The 21,326-nt window shown below is 65.3% G+C and carries 21 protein-coding genes and 2 rRNA genes; 16 read left to right on the forward strand and 7 right to left on the reverse strand.

Annotated features, from left to right (window positions below; translation table 11 throughout):
• The 5 genes from CCOS865_RS04375 to CCOS865_RS04395 form a co-directional block, all read left to right on the forward strand.
• Positions 1–380, forward strand: a 23S ribosomal RNA gene (locus tag CCOS865_RS04375); the annotation flags it as partial.
• A 136-nt stretch (positions 381–516) separates the two neighbouring features.
• Positions 517–632 (forward strand): 5S ribosomal RNA (gene rrf / locus CCOS865_RS04380).
• A 210-nt stretch (positions 633–842) separates the two neighbouring features.
• A complete protein-coding gene (locus CCOS865_RS04385) occupies positions 843–1,502 on the forward strand; it encodes a paraquat-inducible protein A (protein ID WP_119138250.1) in 660 nt (219 codons plus the stop codon).
• Complete coding sequence (locus tag CCOS865_RS04390) at positions 1,489–2,112, forward strand: paraquat-inducible protein A (protein ID WP_119138252.1); 624 nt, start codon at positions 1,489–1,491, stop codon at positions 2,110–2,112. The genes CCOS865_RS04385 and CCOS865_RS04390 overlap by 14 nt, the downstream gene beginning before the upstream one ends.
• A complete protein-coding gene (locus tag CCOS865_RS04395; protein ID WP_119138254.1) occupies positions 2,105–4,405 on the forward strand; it encodes a PqiB family protein in 2,301 nt (766 codons plus the stop codon). Before CCOS865_RS04390 ends, CCOS865_RS04395 begins: the two co-directional genes overlap by 8 nt.
• 158 nt (positions 4,406–4,563) lie before the next feature.
• On the opposite strand, the gene rpsT is transcribed toward CCOS865_RS04395, so the two are convergent.
• Complete coding sequence (rpsT, locus tag CCOS865_RS04400; RefSeq protein WP_010220592.1) at positions 4,564–4,842, reverse strand: 30S ribosomal protein S20; 279 nt, start codon at positions 4,840–4,842, stop codon at positions 4,564–4,566.
• Positions 4,843–5,091: 249 nt separating this feature from the next.
• Between rpsT and murJ the strand changes: the two genes are divergently transcribed.
• The 6 genes from murJ (at position 5,092) to ispH (ending at position 12,426) form a co-directional block, all read left to right on the forward strand.
• Entirely contained in the window at positions 5,092–6,630 is a 1,539-nt protein-coding gene (gene murJ / locus CCOS865_RS04405; protein WP_119138256.1) for a murein biosynthesis integral membrane protein MurJ, read from the forward strand.
• Positions 6,631–6,747: 117 nt separating this feature from the next.
• Entirely contained in the window at positions 6,748–7,698 is a 951-nt protein-coding gene (ribF, locus tag CCOS865_RS04410; RefSeq protein ID WP_119138258.1) for a bifunctional riboflavin kinase/FAD synthetase, read from the forward strand.
• Complete coding sequence (ileS, locus tag CCOS865_RS04415) at positions 7,695–10,526, forward strand: isoleucine--tRNA ligase (protein WP_119138260.1); 2,832 nt, start codon at positions 7,695–7,697, stop codon at positions 10,524–10,526. The genes ribF and ileS overlap by 4 nt, the downstream gene beginning before the upstream one ends.
• Positions 10,519–11,034 carry a signal peptidase II gene (lspA, locus tag CCOS865_RS04420; protein WP_119138262.1) on the forward strand — a complete coding sequence of 172 codons (516 nt, stop codon included), beginning with the start codon at positions 10,519–10,521 and terminating at the stop codon, positions 11,032–11,034. The genes ileS and lspA overlap by 8 nt, the downstream gene beginning before the upstream one ends.
• Positions 11,027–11,464 carry an FKBP-type peptidyl-prolyl cis-trans isomerase gene (gene fkpB, locus CCOS865_RS04425; protein WP_119138264.1) on the forward strand — a complete coding sequence of 146 codons (438 nt, stop codon included), beginning with the start codon at positions 11,027–11,029 and terminating at the stop codon, positions 11,462–11,464. The genes lspA and fkpB overlap by 8 nt, the downstream gene beginning before the upstream one ends.
• 14 nt (positions 11,465–11,478) lie before the next feature.
• The gene (gene ispH / locus CCOS865_RS04430; protein ID WP_119138266.1) at positions 11,479–12,426 is read left to right on the forward strand and encodes a 4-hydroxy-3-methylbut-2-enyl diphosphate reductase; all 948 of its coding nucleotides are present in this window, start codon (positions 11,479–11,481) and stop codon (positions 12,424–12,426) included.
• Positions 12,427–12,429: 3 nt separating this feature from the next.
• On the opposite strand, the gene CCOS865_RS04435 is transcribed toward ispH, so the two are convergent.
• Positions 12,430–12,888, reverse strand: a complete 459-nt coding sequence (locus CCOS865_RS04435) for a GspH/FimT family pseudopilin (RefSeq protein WP_415842646.1) — start codon at positions 12,886–12,888, stop codon at positions 12,430–12,432.
• Between the two features lie 144 nt (positions 12,889–13,032).
• On the opposite strand from CCOS865_RS04435, the gene CCOS865_RS04440 reads away from it, so the two are divergent.
• The 5 genes from CCOS865_RS04440 to thiO are packed head-to-tail and all read left to right on the forward strand — an operon-like array spanning position 13,033 to position 16,049.
• Positions 13,033–13,389 (forward strand): type IV pilus modification PilV family protein, encoded by a 357-nt coding sequence (locus CCOS865_RS04440; protein ID WP_119138270.1) that lies wholly within the window; start codon positions 13,033–13,035, stop codon positions 13,387–13,389.
• Positions 13,386–14,039 carry a PilW family protein gene (locus tag CCOS865_RS04445; RefSeq protein WP_119138272.1) on the forward strand — a complete coding sequence of 218 codons (654 nt, stop codon included), beginning with the start codon at positions 13,386–13,388 and terminating at the stop codon, positions 14,037–14,039. The genes CCOS865_RS04440 and CCOS865_RS04445 overlap by 4 nt, the downstream gene beginning before the upstream one ends.
• Positions 14,036–14,512, forward strand: coding sequence for a hypothetical protein (locus tag CCOS865_RS04450; protein WP_119138274.1), 477 nt, complete (start codon positions 14,036–14,038; stop codon positions 14,510–14,512). Before CCOS865_RS04445 ends, CCOS865_RS04450 begins: the two co-directional genes overlap by 4 nt.
• 1 nt (position 14,513) lies before the next feature.
• Positions 14,514–14,912, forward strand: coding sequence for a type IV pilin protein (locus tag CCOS865_RS04455; RefSeq protein WP_119138276.1), 399 nt, complete (start codon positions 14,514–14,516; stop codon positions 14,910–14,912).
• Positions 14,913–14,951: 39 nt separating this feature from the next.
• Positions 14,952–16,049 carry a glycine oxidase ThiO gene (thiO, locus tag CCOS865_RS04460; RefSeq protein WP_119138277.1) on the forward strand — a complete coding sequence of 366 codons (1,098 nt, stop codon included), beginning with the start codon at positions 14,952–14,954 and terminating at the stop codon, positions 16,047–16,049.
• 120 nt (positions 16,050–16,169) lie between these two features.
• Here the strand turns inward: thiO and CCOS865_RS04465 are convergent, their stop codons facing one another.
• Genes CCOS865_RS04465 through CCOS865_RS04485 form a run of 5 tightly spaced genes read right to left on the reverse strand, consistent with a single transcriptional unit; the run spans position 16,170 to position 21,325 of the window.
• Entirely contained in the window at positions 16,170–17,579 is a 1,410-nt protein-coding gene (locus CCOS865_RS04465; protein WP_119138279.1) for an amidase, read from the reverse strand.
• A 1-nt stretch (position 17,580) separates the two neighbouring features.
• Positions 17,581–18,858 (reverse strand): Zn-dependent hydrolase, encoded by a 1,278-nt coding sequence (locus CCOS865_RS04470; RefSeq protein WP_119138281.1) that lies wholly within the window; start codon positions 18,856–18,858, stop codon positions 17,581–17,583.
• Between the two features lie 12 nt (positions 18,859–18,870).
• Positions 18,871–19,566 carry an ABC transporter ATP-binding protein gene (locus tag CCOS865_RS04475; RefSeq protein ID WP_119138283.1) on the reverse strand — a complete coding sequence of 232 codons (696 nt, stop codon included), beginning with the start codon at positions 19,564–19,566 and terminating at the stop codon, positions 18,871–18,873.
• Positions 19,566–20,318, reverse strand: coding sequence for an ABC transporter ATP-binding protein (locus CCOS865_RS04480; RefSeq protein WP_119138285.1), 753 nt, complete (start codon positions 20,316–20,318; stop codon positions 19,566–19,568). The genes CCOS865_RS04475 and CCOS865_RS04480 overlap by 1 nt, the downstream gene beginning before the upstream one ends.
• Complete coding sequence (locus CCOS865_RS04485; protein WP_119138287.1) at positions 20,315–21,325, reverse strand: branched-chain amino acid ABC transporter permease; 1,011 nt, start codon at positions 21,323–21,325, stop codon at positions 20,315–20,317. The genes CCOS865_RS04480 and CCOS865_RS04485 overlap by 4 nt, the downstream gene beginning before the upstream one ends.
• Between the last annotated feature and the right edge of the window lies 1 nt (position 21,326).

Raw genomic sequence — 21,326 nt, forward strand, 5'->3', positions numbered from 1 at the left:
GGCTGAAGCCGGTCCCAAGGGTATGGCTGTTCGCCATTTAAAGTGGTACGCGAGCTGGGTTTAGAACGTCGTGAGACAGTTCGGTCCCTATCTGCCGTGGACGTTTGAGATTTGAGAGGGGCTGCTCCTAGTACGAGAGGACCGGAGTGGACGAACCTCTGGTGTTCCGGTTGTCACGCCAGTGGCATTGCCGGGTAGCTATGTTCGGAAGAGATAACCGCTGAAAGCATCTAAGCGGGAAACTTGCCTCAAGATGAGATCTCACTGGGATCTAGAATCCCCTGAAGGGCCGTCGAAGACTACGACGTTGATAGGTTGGGTGTGTAAGCGCTGTGAGGCGTTGAGCTAACCAATACTAATTGCCCGTGAGGCTTGACCATATAACACCCAAGCAATTTGAGCATCAGTGCCAAATTGTGGTGGTGAAGACGAAGCAGCCGAAAGTTCGTAACATCACAAATATCGCATATCCGAATTCGCTGGAATGTCCAACAGGACGTTCTGGTAACAGAATTTCTTGACGACAATAGAGCATTGGAACCACCTGATCCCATCCCGAACTCAGTAGTGAAACGATGCATCGCCGATGGTAGTGTGGGGTCTCCCCATGTGAGAGTAGGTCATCGTCAAGATTCATTTCGCAAAACCCCTATCTGCGCAAGCAGGTAGGGGTTTTGTCTTTGTCTGCTCGAAATGTTCCGGCTGCTGGGCACTTTCATGACCCCGCACGGCTCCTAGAGAAATGGGCGCGCGCCAACGGCACACATCAGGTCTGCATGTCGTCTCCCACAATTCGAGCCAGAACACTAGAATAGAGCCCACGCTTCCATTCAGATCCCCTTATGCCCAACCCTGTCGATCCTGAAGTGCTGGCCCAACTGCCCCTGGATGAACTCGTCGCCTGCCACGAGTGCGACCTGCTGCTGCGCAAACCGCCGCTTCAGCACGATGAGAAGGCCCTCTGCCCACGGTGTGGCTACGAGCTGTACGCCCACCGCCACAACGTGGTCAACCGCAGCCTGGCACTGGTGCTGACCGCCTTGCTGCTGTACATCCCGGCCAACTTCCTGCCGATCATGCAGCTGCACCTGCTCGGCCAGACCTCTGACGACACGGTCTGGAGCGGCGTGCTGGGCCTGTACAACTCACAGATGCACCTGATCGCCGTGGTGGTGTTCCTGTGCAGCATGGCCATCCCGCTGCTCAAGCTGCTGTGCCAGTTGCTGGTGTTGCTGAGCATTCGCCTGAACATCGGTCGCAGCTACGGCCTGCTCTGTTACCGCATATACCACCACTTGCGCGAATGGGGCATGCTCGAGGTGTATTTCATGGGCGTGCTGGTGGCCATCGTCAAACTGGTCGACCTCGCGCAATTGACCGTCGGCCTCGGCCTGTTCTGCTTTATCAGCCTGCTGCTGGTCCAGGTCTGGCTGGAGGTGGTGATGTCACCCCACCAGATCTGGGTCGCGTTGTCGGGGGAGGATGTGCATGCGGGCGATTGATGCCGGCATCCTGGTGTGCAATGAATGCCACGAGCTCAACCGCCAGGAGCCAGAGACCACCTCGCAGACCTGCACGCGCTGTGGCGCGATCGTGCATGGGCGCAGGCCCAACAGCATTGCGCGCACCTGGGCGCTGCTGATCACCTCGCTGATCCTGTACATCCCGGCAAACGTCTTGCCGATCATGACGGTGAGCACGCTAGGGCAGGGTAGCCCCGACACGATCATGTCCGGGGTCATCACCCTGATGCAGCACGGTATGTTGCCCATCGCCGCGGTGGTGTTCATTGCCAGTATCCTGGTGCCGACCTTCAAGCTGGTCGGCATCGGCCTGCTGCTGTACTCGGTACAGCGCCATCAGCCGCTGTCGGCGCGTCAGCGCATCTGGATGTACCGCTTCATCGAATTCATCGGCCGCTGGTCGATGCTGGACATCTTTGTCATCGCCATCCTGGTGGCGGTGGTGAATTTCGGCCGCATCGCCAGTGTCGAAGCCAACCTGGGGGCCATCGCCTTCGCCTGCGTGGTGATCCTGACGATGCTCGCTGCTTTAACCTTTGATCCCCGACTGATCTGGGATAACACGGAGTCGGACGACGACCATGAGTGATGTGCCTACGGCAAAAACCCGCCCAGCTTCCAATTGGTCGGCCATCTGGATCCTGCCCCTGATCGCCCTGGTCATCGGTGGCTGGCTCGGGTGGCAGGCCTACCGGGATGCCGGGGTGGAAATCCAGGTTCGTTTCAAGACCGGCGAAGGGATTGTCGCCAACAAGACCGAAGTCATCTACAAGGGCATGCCGGTCGGCAAGGTCACCAGCCTGGTGCTGGATGACCAGGGCAGCAATACCGGTGTCATCGCCACGATCGAGATGAACAAGGCGGCGGACACGCACCTGACTACCGGCACCCGCTTCTGGCTGGTCAAGCCCAGCGTGACCCTCGCCGGGATCTCCGGGCTGGAGACCCTGGTGTCGGGTAACTACATCGCGGTAGACCCCGGCAAGGGCGAGCCGAGCAAGCGCTTCAAGGCCCTGGCGGCCGCGCCGCCGTTGTCCGACAGTGAGCCTGGCCTGCACCTGACCCTCAAGGCGGACCGTCTGGGCTCGCTCAACCGTGACAGCCCGGTGTTCTACAAGCAGATCCAGGTCGGCCGGGTGAAGAGCTACAAGCTCTCCGAGGACCAGGACACGGTCGAGGTGAAGATCTTCATCCAGCCCGCTTACGCCACCCTGGTGCGCAAACATACGCGGTTCTGGAACGCCAGCGGCATCAGCATCGATGCCGACCTGTCCGGGGTCAAGGTGCGCAGCGAGTCGCTGAGCAGCATCGTCGCCGGCGGCATCGCCTTCGCGACCCCCGAGCACCGCAAGGACAGCCCGCCGACTGACCCGAGCCTGCCGTTCCGTCTCTATGAGGACTTCGATGCGGCCCAGGCGGGGATTCGTATCAAGGTCAAGCTGAGCGACTTCGAGGGCCTCCAGGCGGGGCGTACCCCGGTCCTCTATAAAGGCATCCAGATCGGCTCGCTCAAGGCACTCAAGATCGAAGACGACCTGGCCAGTGCCATGGCTGAAGTCACCCTCGACCCGCTGGCTGAAGACTACCTGGTCGACGGCACCCAGTTCTGGGTGGTCAAACCGTCTATTTCGCTGGCGGGCATCACCGGCCTGGAAGCCTTGGTCAAGGGTAACTACATTGCCATTCGCCCCGGCGAGAAGGGCGCCAGGCCCCAGCGTGAGTTCGAGGCGCGGGCCAAGGCGCCGCCGCTCGACCTCAAGGCGCCGGGCCTGCACATGGTGCTGTTCGCCGACACCCTAGGCTCGCTGGAGGTCGGCAGCCCGGTGATGTATCGCCAGGTCAAGGTCGGTAGCGTACAGAGCTACCAGTTTGCCCGTAACAGCAAGCGCATCCTGATCGGCGTGCACATCGAGAAGGAGTACGCCAACCTGGTCAACGGCTCGACGCGGTTCTGGAATGCCAGCGGCATCACCCTGACCGGTGGCCTGTCGGGGATCAAGGTCAAGAGTGAGTCGCTGCAGACGCTGATGGCGGGCGGTATCGCCTTCGACACGCCACGGCCGGACGTGCCGCTCAAGCGGCATATTCCGCGCTTCCGTCTGCACGAGAGTGAAGAGGCGGTCAATCGCGCCGGTACCTTGATCACCATCCGCGTCGACCGCGCCGACGGCCTCAAGCCGGGCACGCCGATTCGTTTCCGCGGCCTGGATGTGGGCAGCGTCGAAAGCACCGACCTGACCGATGACCTGTCGGCCGTGTTGCTGCGCGCGCGCATCACCGAAGCCGCCGAGCGCATTACCCGCGTGGGTACGCAGTTCTGGGTGGTCAAGCCGGCGTTGGGCCTGGTGCGTACCGAGAACCTCGACACGCTGATCGGTGGCCAGTACCTGGAAGTGCAGCCCGCCTTGAAGAACAAGGGGCCGCAGCGCGATTTCATTGCACTGGCCGACGCGCCGGAGGTGGTGGGTCAGGAGATCGGCCTGCCGCTGACGCTGAGTGCGCCGCGGCGTGGTTCGATCAAGCCAGGTGTGCCGGTGACCTACCGTGAAGTGGCGGTGGGCAAGGTGACCGGCTTCGAGCTGGGGCAGAGCGCGGACCGGGTGCTGATCCACATCCTTATCGAGCCGCGCTATGCAGGGCTGGTGCGCGGTGGCAGCCGGTTCTGGAACAGCAGCGGGTTTGGCTTCGACTGGGGGCTGTTCAAGGGCGCCACGGTGCGTACCGAGTCGCTGGAGACCTTGATCGATGGCGGTATTGCCTTTGCCACACCGGACGGTGAGCAGATGGGTAACCCGGCACGGCCGCAGCAGACCTTTGCCTTGTTCGACAAGCCTGAAGACTTGTGGCTGCAGTGGGCGCCGAAGATTCCGCTAGGTAAGTAACTCGGCGGTGGCTTCTTCGCGGGTAAACCCGCTCCCACAGGGTCGGTGGAGACCCTGTGGGAGCGGGTTTACCCGCGAAGAGGGCGACACGGTGTAACGGTCAAATCACAGGCAATAAAAAACCGACCCTAGGGTCGGTTTTTATTCAAGCGCGTCGCTTAGGCAGCAGCGGCTTCTTTCAACGCCTTGATGTGGCCATTCAGACGGCCTTTGTGGCGAGCAGCCTTGTTCTTGTGGATGATACCTTTGTCGGCCATACGGTCGATTACAGGCACAGCCAGGGTGTAGGCGGCTTGCGCTTTTTCGGCGTCTTTTGCGTCAATGGCTTTAACTACATTCTTGATGTAGGTACGGACCATGGAACGCAGGCTGGCGTTGTGGCTGCGACGCTTCTCAGCCTGTTTTGCGCGTTTCTTGGCGGAAGGTGAGTTGGCCACCGTCGAGCTCCTTGAAAGACTTTAGGAAAAATAGCTAACAAAATAGGCCGCGAATCATGCCGATGCAGACGACGGATGTCAAGGCCACCTGCAGGGTTCCGCCGAGTGGTGGTCCGCGAGAGGGAAATATTCCTTTCTGCGCCGCGACCTGTAAACTCGGGAATTTTGGCTCCCCTGCGAAGGCGCGGGAGTATCGCACATCTGGACGCTATTGGTAGCGTCCTCCGTCTCCGGCGTGAAAATTTTTCGATGAATCTGCTCAAATCCCTCGCTGCAGTCAGCTCCATCACCATGGTTTCGCGGGTGCTGGGCTTCATCCGCGACACCATCCTGGCGCGCGTGTTCGGTGCGGGGGTCGCCACCGACGCCTTCTTCATTGCCTTCAAGCTGCCAAACCTTTTGCGCCGGATCTTTGCCGAAGGGGCGTTCTCCCAGGCGTTCGTGCCGATCCTGGCCGAGTACAAGACCCAGCAGGGCGAGGAAGCCACCCGCACCTTTATTGCCTACGTCAGTGGCCTGCTGACCCTGGTCCTGGCGCTAGTCACCGCGCTCGGCATCCTGGCCGCGCCCTGGGTGGTCTGGGTGACGGCGCCGGGTTTCGCCGACAACGCCGAAAAATACGCCCTCACCACTGACCTGCTGCGGGTGACCTTCCCCTATATATTGCTGATCTCGCTGTCATCCTTGGCCGGGGCGATCCTCAATACCTGGAACCGCTTCTCGGTGCCGGCGTTCACGCCGACCCTGCTCAACGTGGCGATGATCATCTTCGCCCTGCTGCTGACGCCGTACTTCGACCCACCTATCATGGCCCTGGCCTGGGGTGTGCTCGCCGGTGGCCTGGCGCAGCTGCTGTACCAACTGCCGGCCTTGAAGAAGATCGGCATGCTCGTGCTGCCGCGCCTCAACCTGCGCGATGCCGGCGTGTGGCGGGTGCTCAAGCAGATGCTGCCGGCGATCCTCGGCGTGTCGGTGAGCCAGATCTCGCTGATCATCAACACCATCTTCGCCTCGTTTCTGGTGGCCGGCTCGGTGTCGTGGATGTACTACGCCGACCGCCTGATGGAGCTGCCTTCCGGTGTGCTCGGGGTGGCCCTGGGCACGATTTTGCTGCCGACCCTGGCCAAGACCTACGCCAACCGCGACCGCCACGAGTATTCGCGTATCCTCGACTGGGGCCTGCGCCTGTGCTTCCTGCTGGTGCTGCCCTGCACCCTGGCCCTGGCGATCCTTGCCGAGCCGCTGACCGTGGCGCTGTTCCAGTACGGCAAGTTCACCGCGTTCGACGCCGCCATGACCCAGCGTGCGCTGATCGCCTATTCGGTCGGCCTGCTGGCGATCATCCTGGTCAAGGTGCTGGCCCCCGGCTTCTATGCGCAGCAGAATATTCGTACGCCGGTGAAAATCGCCATTTTCACCCTGATTTCGACCCAGTTGCTCAACCTGGTCCTGGTCGGCCCGCTGGCCCACGCCGGCCTGGCCCTGGCGATCAGTATCGGCGCCTGCCTGAATGCCGGCCTGCTGTACTGGCGCCTGCGCAGCCTCGACCTGTTCCAGCCCCAACCGGGCTGGATGATGTTCCTGCTCAAGCTGGTGCTGGCGGTGAGCCTGATGTCGGCGGTACTGCTGGCCGGCATGCACTACATGCCCGCCTGGGAGCAGGGCGGCATGCTCGAGCGCTTCCTGCGTCTGGGGGCGCTGATCGTGGCCGGTGTGGTGACCTATTTCGGTTGCCTGTACCTGTGCGGTTTCCGCCCTCGGCACTTTGCCCGCAACGCCCTGCACTGAGGCGATGACCGGCCAGGCGTCGGTTTTTCACATTCCATGCCGCCCCATGGCGCTGCTGCCTGTCACCAGCGCCCGGGTGTGGTTATAATCGACCACTTTATGAGCAAGAAGCGCGTTATGCAGCTGGTTCGAGGTCTTCACAACCTGCGCCCCGAGCATCGGGGCTGTGTCGCCACCATTGGCAACTTCGACGGGGTTCACCGCGGCCACCAGGCAATCCTGGCGCGCCTGCGCGAGCGCGGCCAGGCCTTGGGCCTGCCGACCTGCGTGGTGATCTTCGAGCCGCAGCCGCGCGAGTACTTCGCGCCGGAGACTGCCCCGGCTCGCCTGGCGCGGCTGCGCGACAAGGTCGAGTTGCTGGCCGCCGAAGGCATCGACCAGGTCCTGTGCCTGGCGTTCAACCAACGCCTGAGCCGGCTCAGCGCCGACGCCTTCGTCAAGGCGATCCTGGTCGACGGCCTGGGCGTGCGCCACCTGGAGGTCGGTGACGACTTCCGCTTCGGTTGCGACCGCGCGGGCGACTTCGACTTCCTGGTCGAGGCCGGCAAGCAGTACGGCTTCAGTCTCGAGGCCGCCAACACGGTGGTTCAGGACGGCCTGCGGGTGAGCAGCACCAAGGTCCGCACGGCCCTGGCCAATGCCGACTTCGCCCTCGCCGCGCACTTGCTCGGTCGCCCCTACACCATTACCGGTCGCGTGCTGCATGGCCAGAAGCTGGCCCGCCAGCTCGGCACACCGACCGCCAACATCCAGCTCAAGCGCCGCCGCATACCGCTCTCGGGGGTCTACCTGACCAGCGCCGAGATCGACGGCAAGGTCTGGCCGGGTGTTGCCAATATCGGGGTACGTCCCACCGTCGCCGGTGACGGACGTCCTCACCTGGAGATTCATCTTCTTGATTTTGCCGGCGACCTGTATGGCCGGCGTCTGACGGTGGAGTTCCACCAAAAGCTGCGCGAAGAGCAGCGATTCGCCTCCCTGGAGGCGCTGAAGTCGGCGATCGACGCGGACATCGCCGCCGCACGTGCCCACTGGCACGCTCAACCGCTAACGAAGAGCCTGAAATGACCGACTACAAAGCCACGCTAAACCTTCCGGACACCGCCTTCCCGATGAAGGCCGGCCTGCCCCAGCGCGAACCGCAGATCCTGCAGCGCTGGGACAGCATTGGCCTGTACCGCAAGCTACGCGAGATTGGCAAGGACCGTCCGAAGTTCGTCCTGCACGACGGCCCGCCCTATGCCAACGGCAAGATCCACATCGGTCACGCTCTGAACAAGATTCTCAAGGACATGATTGTCCGCTCCAAGACCCTGTCCGGTTTCGACGCACCGTACGTCCCGGGTTGGGACTGCCATGGCCTGCCGATCGAGCACAAGGTCGAGGTCACCCATGGCAAGCACCTGAGCCCCGACCAGACCCGCGAGCTGTGCCGCGCCTACGCCGCCGAGCAGATCGAAGGGCAGAAGTCCGAGTTCATCCGCCTGGGCGTGCTGGGTGACTGGGACAACCCGTACAAGACCATGGACTTCGCCAACGAAGCGGGCGAGATCCGCGCGCTGGCTGAAATCGTCAAGCAAGGCTTCGTGTTCAAGGGCCTCAAGCCAGTGAACTGGTGCTTCGACTGCGGTTCGGCCTTGGCTGAAGCCGAAGTCGAATACGCCGACAAGAAGTCGCAGACCATCGACGTCGCCTTCCCGATCGCCGACGCCGACAAGCTGGCCGCCGCCTTTGGCCTGGCCAGCCTGGCCAAGCCGGCCGCCATCGTCATCTGGACCACCACCCCGTGGACCATCCCGGCCAACCAGGCGCTGAACGTCCACCCGGACTTCACCTACGCCCTGGTCGATACCGGCGAGCGCCTGCTGGTGCTGGCCGAAGAGCTGGTCGAGGCCTGCCTCAAGCGCTGGAACCTGGAAGGCTCGGTGCTGGCCACCGCGCAAGGTTCGGCGCTGGAACTGATCAACTTCCGTCACCCGTTCTACGAGCGCCTGTCGCCGGTCTACCTCGCCGAATACGTCGAGCTCGGCGCCGGTACCGGTGTAGTCCACTCGGCGCCTGCCTACGGCGAGGACGACTTCGTCACCTGCAAGCGCTATGGCATGGTCAACGACGACATCCTCACCCCGGTGCAGAGCAACGGCGTGTACGTGCCGTCGCTGGAGCTGTTCGGTGGCCAGTTCATCTGGAAGGCCAACCCGGCGATCGTCGACAAGCTGCAGGAAATCGGCGCGCTGCTGCACACCGAGACCATCAGCCACAGCTACATGCACTGCTGGCGCCACAAGAGCCCGCTGATCTATCGCGCCACCGCGCAATGGTTCGTCGGCATGGACCGTCAGCCGAACACCGGCGACACCCTGCGCGAGCGTGCCCTCAAGGCCATCGAAGAAACCAAGTTCGTGCCGGCCTGGGGCCAGGCGCGCCTGCACTCGATGATCGCCAACCGCCCGGACTGGTGCATCTCGCGTCAGCGTAACTGGGGCGTGCCGATCCCGTTCTTCCTCGACAAGCAGAGCGGCGAGCTGCACCCGCGCACCGTCGAGCTGATGGAAGAAGTCGCCAAGCGCGTCGAGCAAGAAGGTATCGAGGCGTGGTTCAAGCTGGACGCCGCCGAACTGCTCGGTGACGAAGCCGGCCAGTACGACAAGATCACCGACACCCTCGACGTCTGGTTCGACTCCGGTACTACCCACTGGCACGTCCTGCGTGGCTCGCACGACATCGGCCATGCCACCGGCCCGCGCGCCGACCTCTACCTGGAAGGCTCCGACCAGCACCGTGGCTGGTTCCACTCGTCGCTGCTGACCGGCTGCGCGATCGACAACCACGCGCCGTACCGCGAGCTGCTGACCCACGGCTTCACCGTGGACGAGAACGGCCGCAAGATGTCCAAGTCGCTGGGCAACACCATCGAGCCGCAGAAGGTCAACGACACCCTGGGTGCCGACATCATGCGCCTGTGGGTTTCGGCCACTGACTACTCCGGCGAAATGGCCGTTTCCGACCAGATCCTCCAGCGCAGCGCCGACGCCTACCGGCGGATCCGCAACACCGCGCGCTTCCTGGTCTCGAACCTGTCCGGCTTCGACCCGGCACGTGACCTGCTGCCGGCCGAAGACATGCTCGCGCTGGACCGCTGGGCCGTCGACCGTGCCCTGCTGCTGCAGCGTGAACTGGAAGAGCACTACAGCGAATACCGCTTCTGGAACGTCTACTCGAAGATCCACAACTTCTGCGTGCAGGAGCTGGGTGGCTTCTACCTCGACATCATCAAGGACCGCCAGTACACCACCGGCACCAACAGTGTCGCCCGCCGTTCGTGCCAGACCGCGCTGTACCACATCAGCGAAGCGCTGGTGCGCTGGATCGCGCCGATCCTGGCGTTCACCGCCGACGAGCTGTGGCAGTACCTGCCGGGCGAGCGTAACGAGTCGGTGATGCTCAACACCTGGTACGAAGGCCTGACCGAGCTGCCAGAAGGCTTCGAGCTGGACCGCGCCTACTGGGACCGCGTCATGGCGGTCAAGGTCGCCGTCAACAAGGAACTGGAGAACCAGCGTACGGCCAAGGCCATCGGTGGCAACCTGCAGGCCGAAGTCACGCTGTTCGCCGAAGACGGCCTGAGCGCCGACCTGGCCAAGCTGGGCGACGAACTGCGCTTCGTGCTGATCACCTCCGCCACCCAGGTGGTGCCGTTCGTGCAGGCCCCGGCCGATGCCGTGGCCACCGAAGTCGAAGGCCTCAAGCTCAAGGTGGTCAAGTCCGGTCACGCCAAGTGCGGCCGTTGCTGGCACTTCCGTGCCGACGTCGGCAGCAACCCGGAGCACCCGGAAATCTGCGCCCGCTGCGTCGACAACCTGAGCGGCTCCGGTGAGGTGCGCCACTATGCCTAACCCTGTTGCGGGGCGCTTCGGGCGCCTTGCCTGGCTCTGGCTGAGCCTGGTGGTGCTGGTCGTCGACCAGGCCACCAAGGTCTACTTCGAGGGCGCCCTGAGCCTGTACCAGCAGATCGTGGTCATCCCCGACTACTTCAGCTGGACCCTGGCCTACAACACCGGCGCGGCGTTCAGCTTCCTCGCCGACAGCTCCGGCTGGCAGCGCTGGCTGTTCGCCCTGATCGCCCTGGTGGTCAGCGCGGTGCTGGTCGTCTGGCTCAAGCGCCTGGGGCGCAACGAGACCTGGCTGGCCGTCGCCCTGGCCTTGGTGCTGGGCGGCGCACTGGGTAACCTGTACGACCGTATCGTGCTGGGGCACGTGGTCGACTTCATCCTGGTGCACTGGCAGAACCGTTGGTATTTCCCGGCCTTCAACGTGGCCGACAGCGCCATCACCGTGGGTGCGGTGATGCTGGCGCTGGATATGTTCAAGAGCAAGAAGTCCGAGGAGCCTGTCCATGACTGATACCCGCATTGGCCAGAACAGCGAAGTCACCCTGCATTTTGCGCTGCACCTGGAAAACGGCGATACCGTCGACAGCACGTTCGACAAGGCGCCGGCTGTGTTCAAGGTCGGCGACGGCAACCTGCTGCCGGGCTTCGAGGCCGCGTTGTTCGGCTTCAAGGCCGGTGACAAGCGCACCGTCAGCGTCGCCCCGGAAAACGCCTTCGGCCAGCCCAACCCGCAGAACGTGCAGGTGATGCCGCGTTCGCAGTTCACCGACATGGAACTCTCCGAGGGCCTGCTGGTGATCTTCAACGATGCCGCCAACGCCGAGCTGCCGGGGGTGGTCAAGGCCTTCGACGACGACCAGGTGACCATTGACTTCAACCACCCACTGGCGGGCAAGACCCTCAGCTTCGAGGTCGAGATCCTCGAGGTGAAGGCCCTGTAAGCCTGGAGCCGAGCATGCAAATCAAACTCGCCAACCCTCGCGGCTTCTGCGCGGGGGTCGACCGGGCGATCGAGATCGTCAACCGTGCGCTGGAAGTCTTCGGCCCGCCGATCTACGTGCGTCACGAAGTGGTGCACAACAAGTTCGTCGTCGAAGACCTGCGCAACCGCGGGGCGATCTTCGTCGAAGAGCTCGACCAGGTGCCGGACGACGTCATCGTCATCTTCAGCGCCCATGGCGTTTCCCAGGCCGTGCGCCAGGAAGCGGCCGGGCGCGGCCTGAAGGTGTTCGACGCCACCTGCCCACTGGTCACCAAGGTGCATATCGAAGTGGCCAAGTACAGCCGCGACGGCCGTGAATGCATCCTCATCGGCCATGCCGGGCACCCGGAAGTCGAAGGCACCATGGGCCAGTACGACGCCAGCAACGGCGGCGCGATCTACCTGGTCGAAGACGAGCAAGACGTCGCCGACATGGTCGTGCGTGACCCCGATCACCTGGCCTTCGTGACCCAGACCACGCTGTCGATGGACGACACCAGTCGGGTCATCGATGCGCTGCGTGCGCGCTTCCCGAACATCGGTGGGCCGCGCAAGGACGACATCTGCTACGCCACCCAGAACCGCCAGGACGCGGTCAAGCAACTGGCTGACGAGTGCGACGTGGTGTTGGTAGTGGGCAGCCCGAACAGCTCCAACTCCAACCGCCTGCGCGAGCTGGCCGAGCGCATGGGCACCCCGGCGTACCTGATCGACGGTGCCGAAGACCTGCAGCAAAGCTGGTTCGATGGCATCGGCCGGATCGGCATCACCGCGGGGGCTTCGGCGCCCGAGGTGCTGGTGCGTGGCGTGATCGACCAGCTCAAGGCCTGGGGCGCCACGGGCGCCGAAGAGCTCGATGGGCGCGAGGAGAACGTCACCTTCTCCATGCCCAAAGAGCTGCGCGTGCGTTCGCTGATCTAGCCTTCAGCGGCCTGGGCACAGTGGCTTTGCGGCCATGCTGGTGCTCAGGCGCACCCGCCCGCTGGGTGCCAGGATCACCTGGCGCCGCTGCGCACCGGCGCTGTGCGCACAGATTTCAATCGTCCCTCCGCGCCAGACCGTGGCGCTGCGCATCGTCACCCCCTGCACGCTGAACCTCACCCCCTCGGGTAGATTACCGACGATCTGCACGCCACCGCCCAGGCGTTGTTCGCGCAGCAGTCGGCCGTCGCTCGCCTGCAGCGTTTGCCAGCCCAACCCCCAGTCCTGATCGATCGGCTGCACCCGCACCGCTTGCTGTTGCAGCAGGGCGTGGCTGCGCGCCGCGCGCAGGGTGTGCAGCAGGTCCCTGGCGACGGCCGCCCGCTGCAGGTCCTGGCTGAGCGCCGCGTAGGACGGCATCCCCAGCTGTGCCAGAAGCCCGACCATGGCCAGTGCACACATCATTTGTATCAGTGTTACGCCCTGTTGCCGCACCGTGCATTCCTCCGTGAACGTGCTTCGCTGTAGCGTCGAGTACCCCGGGCAAGCGGTCCAGTCGGCGGAGTTACCGACAGCGCGCGGGACGTTTCCCAAGAGGACGCACGGATGCGAACGAAGGCGCGGGGCATGACCTTGCTGGAGGTGATACTGGGCCTCGCGGTGCTGGCGCTCGGCGTGCTCGCCGCCGCGGTGTTGCAGGTACGCGCGTTGCAGGCGACCGACAGCGCCCGCCGCGACAGTCAGGCCACGCACCTGGCCCAGGGCCTGCTGGAGCGGGCAAGGGCGGCTGGAGGGTTGCAATCAGGCGAGCTGCTGCAATGGCAACGGCAGGTCCGTGAGGTGCTGGGTGACCAGGCGCAGGGGAGGGTGAGCCGCGCCGGCGCACGGCTGGTGGTGCAGATCGATTGGCCAGACGCCCGTGCCCCGGCGCCTCCCGGCATCCGATTGCAGGGCCGCCCGTGAGCGCGCGCCAGCCGGGCTTCAGTCTGCTGGAGGGGCTGCTGGCCCTGGCCGTGGGCCTGATGCTGCTAGCGGCGGCCAGCCAGGTGTTCGTCTCCGCCGTGCAGGCCTGGCGCCTGCAGGGCGTGGTGGCGCAATTGCAGGAGGATGCGCGCCTGGCCCTGCAACGCATGGCCCAGGATATCCGCATGGCTGGCATGTTCGGTTGCCTGCGCCTGGACGACGACAGCTTCGAGGATCCGGCGGCGGCCAGTGCGTTCGCCACGCCGCTGCTGATTACCCAGGGCGGCCAGCGCCTGAGCCTGATCGTCGGGCAACTGCCGGGCAGCGGCAGCCGGCCCGAGTGGACGGTGTTGACCGACTGCCGCAGCTGGGTGCAGGTCAAGGCCGGGGTCCAGCCGGGCGATCAACAGACCCTGGCCCTGCCGGTCAGCCGGGTCACCTACACATTGAGGGCCGCGCGGCTGCAGCGCGAGGCCAGGGGCACCCCGCAGCCGCTGATCGACAACGTCCTCAGCCTGCACGCAACGCGGGTGCCGATGGCGGCGGGGGAGCGGGTCGATGTGCGGCTGGTGCTGTTCGACCGGCACCACGCGATCGAGCAACACCATGCGATCAGCGTCGCACTGCGCAACAGGCTGCCGGCGCCATGAAGCCTCAGCGCGGCATGGTCCTGCTGATCGCCCTCGTGCTGAGCCTGCTGCTCGGGTTGCTTGCCGCATCGGCCTTGACCGAGGCCCTGCTGCAGACCCGCATGGCCAGCCTGTTGCTGGCCAATGCCCAGGCGCTGGAGCAGGCCGAAGCGACCCTGCACGCCGGCGCGGCGCAGCTGGCGCTGGCGCCACCCGTCGCGTGCCAGCACTGCCTGCCCCCGGACGACCCGCACGCGCTCGGCGGCCAGCAAGGCGCCTGGCAGGCCACGGCGGACGGCTGGTTCCTGCTGCAGAACCTGGGCGCGAGCAGCCAGGCTGCCCACGTGCCCGAGGGCACCCCGGTCACCCTCTACCGAGTCACCGCCGTCAGCCAGCAAGTGCGAGCACGGCACGTCCTGGAGGCGGTCTATGCCGTGCAACCCCATCAGCCGCCGCAGAGGATCCTCTGGCGGCAGCGCGTGCAGGAGCCCTGACATGCAGCAAGGCCTGAGCCTGATCGAGTTGTTGCTTGTCGTGGCCGTGACCGGCATGCTGGCAGCCATTGCCTACCCCAGTTACAGCGACCAGCTTCGGCGTGCCGCGCGCAGCGAGGTGGCCGGCCTGCTGCAGGATGCCGCCCTGCGTCTGGAGCGCCAGCATGCGCGCACCGGGCAGTATGCCGACAGCGACCTTGCGCCCGTGCCCTTGCCTGCCGGCAGCCGCTATTACAGCCTGCAGGCGCAGCGCGACATCGACAGCTTCCGGTTGCTCGCCAGGCGTTTGCCACGGGGCTTCATGGCAGACGACCGCTGCGGCGACTTCGCGCTCGACCAGGCCGGCGTGCGCGCTAATCCCGGCAGCCAGGGCGACACGCAGCGCTGCTGGGGCGGTTGACGGGGGTTATCTCGGTTTTTTCAGGTGTTGGATCGACAGATGAGCAAGCAAGTAGTGATTGTCGGCGGTGGGGTGATCGGCCTGCTGACTGCGTTCAACCTGGCGGCAAAGGTCGACCGGGTGGTGCTGTGCGACCAGGGTGAGGTCGGCCGTGAATCGTCCTGGGCCGGCGGCGGGATCGTCTCGCCGCTCTATCCTTGGCGTTACAGCGCCGCAGTGACCGCCTTGGCGCACTGGTCGCAGGATTTTTATCCACAGCTCGGCGAGCGCCTGTTCGCCAGCACCGGCGTCGACCCTGAAGTGCACACCACCGGCCTGTACTGGCTGGACCTCGACGACGAGGCCGAAGCGCTGGCCTGGGCCGCCCGTGAGCAACGCCCGCTCAGCGCTGTGGATATCTCTGCGGCCTATGACGCCGTGCCGGTACTCGGCGCCGGGTTCAAGCGGGCGATCTTCATGGCCGGGGTGGCCAACGTGCGCAACCCGCGCCTGGTGAAGTCGCTGAAGGCGGCGCTGCTGGCGCTGCCCAACGTGACCCTGCGCGAGCATTGCCAGATCAGCGGGTTCCGCCAGCAAGGCGGGCGGATCACCGGCGTGCACACGGCCGACGGCGTGCTGGAGGCGGACGACGTGGTGCTCAGCGCGGGCGCCTGGAGCGGTGACCTGTTGCGCACGCTGGGGCTGGAATTGCCGGTCGAGCCGGTGAAAGGGCAGATGATCCTGTTCAAGTGCGCCGAAGACTTCCTGCCGAGCATGGTCCTGGCGAAAGGGCGCTATGCGATCCCGCGGCGCGATGGTCATATCTTGATCGGCAGCACCCTGGAACATGCGGGCTATGACAAGACGCCGACCGAGGATGCCCTGGCGAGCCTGAAGGCGTCGGCGGTAGAGTTGTTGCCGGGGCTGGCAGATGCAACGCCGGTGGCGCATTGGGCCGGGTTGCGGCCGGGGTCGCCGGAAGGCATTCCGTACATTGGGCCGGTGCCGGGGCATGATGGGCTGTGGCTGAACTGCGGGCACTACCGCAATGGGCTGGTGCTGGCGCCGGCTTCGTGCCAGCTGTTTAGCGACCTGCTGACCGGCGCCGAGCCGATCATCGACCCTGCGCCCTATGCCCCGGCCGGGCGTCTGGGCTGAAACCCAGGTGAATTCTTCGCGGGTAAACCCGCTCCCACAGGGTGGACTGCGGCGGCCCCTGTGGGAGCGGGTTTACCCGCGAAGAGGGCAGCGCTAGCAGCACAAGCATCAGCCTGGGCCTCAGGCTACGTTCGGGGCCTGCAAATGCCGGCTCGGGTAATGCTGCTCATACACCTTGCACACCCGCAGCACCTGCTCATCGGCAAACCGCCCGGCGACCACCTGCAGCCCCACCGGCAAGCCTTCCCGGGTAAACCCGCACGGCACCGAAGCGGCCGGCTGCTGGGTCAGGTTGAACGGGTAGCTGAACGGCGTCCATTCCATCCACTGCGCCATCCCCGACCCCGGCGGCACGTTGTGCCCGGCGGCGAACGCGGCGATCGGCATCATCGGCGACACCAGCACGTCATAGCGCTGATGGAAGGCGTTCATCCGCGCCACCAGTTCAGCCCGCGCCTCCAGCGCCTCGGTATAACGGCTGAGGCTGATATCTGCGCCTTGCTCGGCAATCCAGCGCAACCCAGGATCGAGCAGCTCACGCTGTGCGTCCGACAGCTGGCCGGCCAGCCGCGCCGCGCCAGCGAACCACAAGGTATTGAAGGTCTCCAGCGGATCGGCAAAGCCTGGGTCGACTTCCTCCACCTGCGCCCCCAGCCGGGCCAGGCGTTGCACCGCCTGGGCGGTCAGGGCCTGGATCTGCGGGTCGACCTGCACATAGCCGAAGTCGGCGCTGTAGGCGATGCGCAGCCCGCTCAGGTCTTGCTCCGCCGGCAGCCAGGGCCGCTGGCGCGGTGCGCCGGCCAGGCCGTCACGCGGGTCCGGCCGGGCCACGCAATCGAGCATCAGCACCGCGTCGTCGACCGTGCGTGTCATCGGCCCCAAGTGCGACAGCAGGGTCATGGCGCTGGCCGGCCACTGCGGCACATGGCCAAATGTCGGTTTGATGCCAAAGGTACCGGTGAACGCGCAGGGGATGCGGATCGAGCCGCCGGCATCGCTGCCTTGGTGCAGCACACCGAGGTTGAGCGCTGCCGCCGCTGCCGCGCCGCCCGATGAGCCGCCTGCGGTCAGGCGCGTGTCCCACGGGTTGCGGGTGATGCCATAGAGCGGGTTGTCGGTCACGCCTTTCCAGCCGAACTCGGGGGTCGTGGTCTTGCCCACCAGCACTGCACCGGCCTCGCGCATGAACCCACTGAACGGCGCGTCCACGTCCCACGGGCCTGCGGCCGACGTGGTCAGCGAGCCCTTGCGGGTGGGCATGCCGCGGGTCAGGGTCAGGTCCTTGATCGACGCCGGCACACCGTCCAGCCTGCCGCACGGCTGGCCATGCTGCCAGCGCTGTTCGCTGGCGCGGGCCGCCGCCCGGGCGCCCTCGCCGTCGACATGGCAGTAAGCGTTGACGGCCGGGTTGTGGCGGTCGATGCGCGCCAGCACGTCGTCGATCACCTCAACCGGAGACAGCTGGCGCTGGCGGTACAGTTCGAGCAGTTCGACAGCGGTGAATTCACCGATCGCAGTCTTGCCAGTCATCTCATTGGGCTCCCTGGTTGGCGGCCTGGAACATCGCCCGCAGCAGCACGTCGCAGCCGTCGGCGAGGTCTTGCGGCGCGGCGTTCTCGATTTCGTTGTGGCTGATGCCGCCCTCGCATGGCACGAAGATCATCCCCGCAGGCCCCAGCTCGGCGACGAAGATCGCATCGTGGCCGGCGCCGCTGACGATGTCCATGTGGCTCAGGCCCAGGTCGCGCGCGCCCTGGCGCACCGCGTCGACGCAGGCGTCGGCGAAGTACAGCGGGGGGAAGTCGGCAGTCGGCGTCAGCTGGAAGCTCAGGCCGTGCTTGGCGGTGCTGGTTTCGATGACCTCGCGGACTTCGGCGACCATCGCGTCGAGGTGCGCGGGATCAAGGTGGCGCAGGTCGATGGTCATCTGCACCTGGCCAGGGATGACGTTGCGCGAACCGGGGTGCACGCTCAGGCAACCGACCGTGCCGCAGGCGTGCGGCTGGTGCGCATGGGCGATGCGGTTGACCGCAGCGACCACCTCGGCAGCGCCGACCAGGGCGTCCTTGCGCAGGCGCATCGGGGTTGGCCCGGCGTGGGCTTCGACGCCGGTCAGCACCAGGTCGAACCACTTCTGCCCCAGGCACCCCTGGACCACGCCGATGGTGGTGCGCAGGTCTTCCAGTACCGGCCCCTGCTCGATATGCGCCTCGAAGTACGCCCCGACCGGATGCCCGGTCGGCACGCGCGGGCCGGCATAACCGATGCGCTCGAGCTCGGCCCCCACCGACAGGCCCTGGTCGTCGCGCTTGTCGAGGGTCTCCTGCAGGCCGAACTTACCGGCGAACACCCCCGAACCCATCATGCACGGCGGGAAGCGCGAACCTTCCTCGTTGGTCCACACCACCACTTCCAAGGGCGCTTCGGTACTCAGGCCCAGGTCGTTGAGCGTGCGGATCACCTCCAGCCCGGCCATCACCCCGTAACAACCGTCGAACTTGCCGCCAGTGGGCTGGGTGTCGATATGGCTGCCGGTCATCACCGGCGGCAGCGCCGGATTGCGCCCGGGGCGGCGGGCGAAGATATTGCCGATGGCGTCAACGCTGACTGTGCAACCGGCCTCGGTGCACCACTGCACGAACAGGTCGCGGGCCTGGCGGTCGAGGTCGGTCAGGGCCAGCCGGCACACGCCGCCCTTGGCCGTGGCGCCGAGGCGGGCGAGGTCCATCAGCGATTGCCAGAGGCGTTCGCGGCTGACCCGCGCGTCTTGGCCGAGCAGGTGCTGCGAGGGATCGATACGGGTGTTCATGGTCGTTCTCCTTCAGGCGCTCAGGGCCAGGTAGCGGTTCTTGATGCTCGGGTCGGCGCGAAACTGTTCGGCGCTGCCCTGGTAGGCCACCCGGCCTTGTTCGAGCACGTAGTGACGGTCGGCCAGCGCGTCGCAGACCTTGAGGTTCTGCTCCACCAGCAGGATCGACAGGCCTTCGTCCTTGATCCGCCGGAGGATTTTCACCAGCTCATCGACGATCACCGGTGCCAGCCCTTCGGTGGGCTCGTCGAGAATCAGCAGTTTCGGACCATTGAGCAGGGCACGGGCGATGGCCAGCATCTGCTGCTCGCCGCCCGACAGCGCGAAGCCGTTGTTGCGGCGACGCTCCTTGAGCCGCGGAAACATGCTGTAGACGTCCTCCAGCTGCCAGCGGCTGTGCTTGCGTGCGGCGATCTTGAGGTTTTCTTCGACGTCGAGCTGGCGAAAGATGCCGCGATGCTCGGGCACCAGGGCGATACCCTGGCGGGCAATATCGAAGATCTCGCGGCCGACCAGTGCCTGGCCGTTGAAGTGGATCTGCCCTTGGCGCGGGCGGACGATGCCCAGGATGCTGCGCAGGGTGGTGGTCTTGCCGGCGCCGTTGCGCCCGAGCAGCGTCACCAGTTCACCGGCCTCGACCTTCAGCGAGACGCCTTCGAGCACGTGGCTCTTGTCGTAGTAGGAGTGGATCGAATCGACGGTCAGCATCAGGCGGCCTCTCCAAGGTAGGCGGTGCGCACGCGCTCATCGTTGCGCACCTGGTCCGGGGTGCCCTCGACCAGGATCTGGCCGTGGCTCATGACAGTGATGCGCTGGCTGATCGACATGACGATGCTCATGTTGTGTTCGATCAACAGCACGGTGTGGTCGCGGCCCAGGTCGCTGATCAGCTCGGTCATCAGCGGAATATCATCAATGCCCATGCCCGAGGTGGGCTCGTCGAGCATCAGCAAGGTCGGTTTGGCGCAGATCGACATGCCGACTTCCAGCACCCGCTGCTGGCCGTGCGACAGCTCGCCGGCCAGGGTCTCGGCGCGGCCATTGAGCTTGAGCCGCTCCAGCACCCGGTCGGCGGTGTCCCAGTGGCTGCGCTTGTGCTCGACGCTGCGCCAGAAGTTCAGGGCACCGAGGCCGTCGCGGCCTTGCGCGGCCAGGCGCAGGTTTTCGCGCACGCTGAGATTCTGGAACAGGCTGGTGAGCTGGAACGAGCGCGCCATGCCCAGCGCGACTCGGCCGTGGGACGGTTTGCGCAGGATGTCCTGGCCATTGAAGAGGATCTTGCCGGCGGTGGCCTGGCGCTCGCCGGTCAGGCAGTGGAACAGGCTGGTCTTGCCGGCGCCGTTGGGGCCGATGACGGTGTGGATGGTGCCGGCGCGGACCTTGAGGTCGACCCCGTCGACCGCGTGGAACGGGCCGTAGGCGAGTTCGAGGTTGCGTGTTTCCAGGAGGTAGTCGCTCATTCCAGGGTCTCCTTGGTCTTGCCATCGACGGAGCGCGAGGGCTTCAGGCGCTTCACCAGGTCGGCCAGGCCGCCCCACAGGCCACCGCGCATGAACACCACCACCAGGATCAGGATCACCCCCAGCAGCATCAGCCAGCGCGGCCACAGTTCCGACAGCACATCGCCGAGCACGACGATGGCGCCGGCACCGAGCAGCGAGCCGAACAGCGAGCCAGTGCCGCCGACAATGGTCATGATCAGGATGTTCTCGCTCATCATCAGGTCGATGTTGGACAGCGGCGCGAAGTGCAGCAGCATCGCGTAGAGCGCCCCGGCGATGCCGGTGATGGCGCCCGAGAGCATGAACACGAGGATCTTGAAGTGGCGGATGTCATAGCCGATGGCGGCGGCGCGGGTCTCGTTCTCGCGGATCGCCAGCAGGGTGCTGCCGAACGGCGAGCGGATCACCCGCAAGGCCCCGGCGAAGATCAGCAGGAACACCACAGCGACGAACACATAGAAGTGCCTGGGGTCGGCGAGGTCGACCAGCACGTGGCCGGCGATCTCGATGTTTGGCCGCGGTACGTCGAGCAGGCCGTTGTCGCCACCGGTCCAGCCACTCAGGGTGTACGCCAGGAAGTACGCCATCTGGCTGAAGGCCAGGGTCAGCATGACGAAGTAGATGCCCTTGCGGCGGATCGCCAGGGCGCCGACCAGCAACGCCAGCAACGCGCCGAACAGCGCCGCGCCAAGCAGCGCACCGAGCATGCCCCAGTGCAGGTGGATCATCAGCAGCGCCGCGCCGTAGGCCCCGGCGCCAAAGAAGATGCCTTGGCCGAACGACAGCAGCCCGGTGTAGCCCAGCAGCAGGTTACAGGCCAGCGCGGCGAGGCCGAAGATAAGGATCTCGGTGGCCAGGGTGGCCGACGGCAGGATCAGCGGCAGGCCGATCAGGCTGACGATCAGCAGGAGCAGCAGGGCCGGGCCATGCCCCTTGGCCACGGCCAATGGATTTTTCTCAGTCATG

This window comes from Pseudomonas reidholzensis (genome assembly GCF_900536025.1).
Lineage (GTDB): Bacteria > Pseudomonadota > Gammaproteobacteria > Pseudomonadales > Pseudomonadaceae > Aquipseudomonas > Aquipseudomonas reidholzensis.

Excerpts from the sequence above, each read along its gene's own strand:
- CCOS865_RS04385 (WP_119138250.1), top strand. The coding sequence starts at position 843 with ATGCCCAACCCTGTCGATCCTGAAGTGCTGGCCCAACTGCCCCTGGAT.
- CCOS865_RS04390 (WP_119138252.1), top strand. The coding sequence starts at position 1,489 with ATGCGGGCGATTGATGCCGGCATCCTGGTGTGCAATGAATGCCACGAG.
- CCOS865_RS04395 (WP_119138254.1), top strand. The coding sequence starts at position 2,105 with ATGAGTGATGTGCCTACGGCAAAAACCCGCCCAGCTTCCAATTGGTCG.
- murJ (WP_119138256.1), top strand. The coding sequence starts at position 5,092 with ATGAATCTGCTCAAATCCCTCGCTGCAGTCAGCTCCATCACCATGGTT.
- ribF (WP_119138258.1), top strand. The coding sequence starts at position 6,748 with ATGCAGCTGGTTCGAGGTCTTCACAACCTGCGCCCCGAGCATCGGGGC.
- ileS (WP_119138260.1), top strand. The coding sequence starts at position 7,695 with ATGACCGACTACAAAGCCACGCTAAACCTTCCGGACACCGCCTTCCCG.
- lspA (WP_119138262.1), top strand. The coding sequence starts at position 10,519 with ATGCCTAACCCTGTTGCGGGGCGCTTCGGGCGCCTTGCCTGGCTCTGG.
- fkpB (WP_119138264.1), top strand. The coding sequence starts at position 11,027 with ATGACTGATACCCGCATTGGCCAGAACAGCGAAGTCACCCTGCATTTT.
- ispH (WP_119138266.1), top strand. The coding sequence starts at position 11,479 with ATGCAAATCAAACTCGCCAACCCTCGCGGCTTCTGCGCGGGGGTCGAC.
- CCOS865_RS04435 (WP_415842646.1), bottom strand. The coding sequence starts at position 12,888 with ATGTGTGCACTGGCCATGGTCGGGCTTCTGGCACAGCTGGGGATGCCG.
- CCOS865_RS04440 (WP_119138270.1), top strand. The coding sequence starts at position 13,033 with ATGCGAACGAAGGCGCGGGGCATGACCTTGCTGGAGGTGATACTGGGC.
- CCOS865_RS04450 (WP_119138274.1), top strand. The coding sequence starts at position 14,036 with ATGAAGCCTCAGCGCGGCATGGTCCTGCTGATCGCCCTCGTGCTGAGC.
- CCOS865_RS04455 (WP_119138276.1), top strand. The coding sequence starts at position 14,514 with ATGCAGCAAGGCCTGAGCCTGATCGAGTTGTTGCTTGTCGTGGCCGTG.
- thiO (WP_119138277.1), top strand. The coding sequence starts at position 14,952 with ATGAGCAAGCAAGTAGTGATTGTCGGCGGTGGGGTGATCGGCCTGCTG.
- CCOS865_RS04465 (WP_119138279.1), bottom strand. The coding sequence starts at position 17,579 with ATGACTGGCAAGACTGCGATCGGTGAATTCACCGCTGTCGAACTGCTC.
- CCOS865_RS04470 (WP_119138281.1), bottom strand. The coding sequence starts at position 18,858 with ATGAACACCCGTATCGATCCCTCGCAGCACCTGCTCGGCCAAGACGCG.
- CCOS865_RS04475 (WP_119138283.1), bottom strand. The coding sequence starts at position 19,566 with ATGCTGACCGTCGATTCGATCCACTCCTACTACGACAAGAGCCACGTG.
- CCOS865_RS04480 (WP_119138285.1), bottom strand. The coding sequence starts at position 20,318 with ATGAGCGACTACCTCCTGGAAACACGCAACCTCGAACTCGCCTACGGC.
- CCOS865_RS04485 (WP_119138287.1), bottom strand. The coding sequence starts at position 21,325 with ATGACTGAGAAAAATCCATTGGCCGTGGCCAAGGGGCATGGCCCGGCC.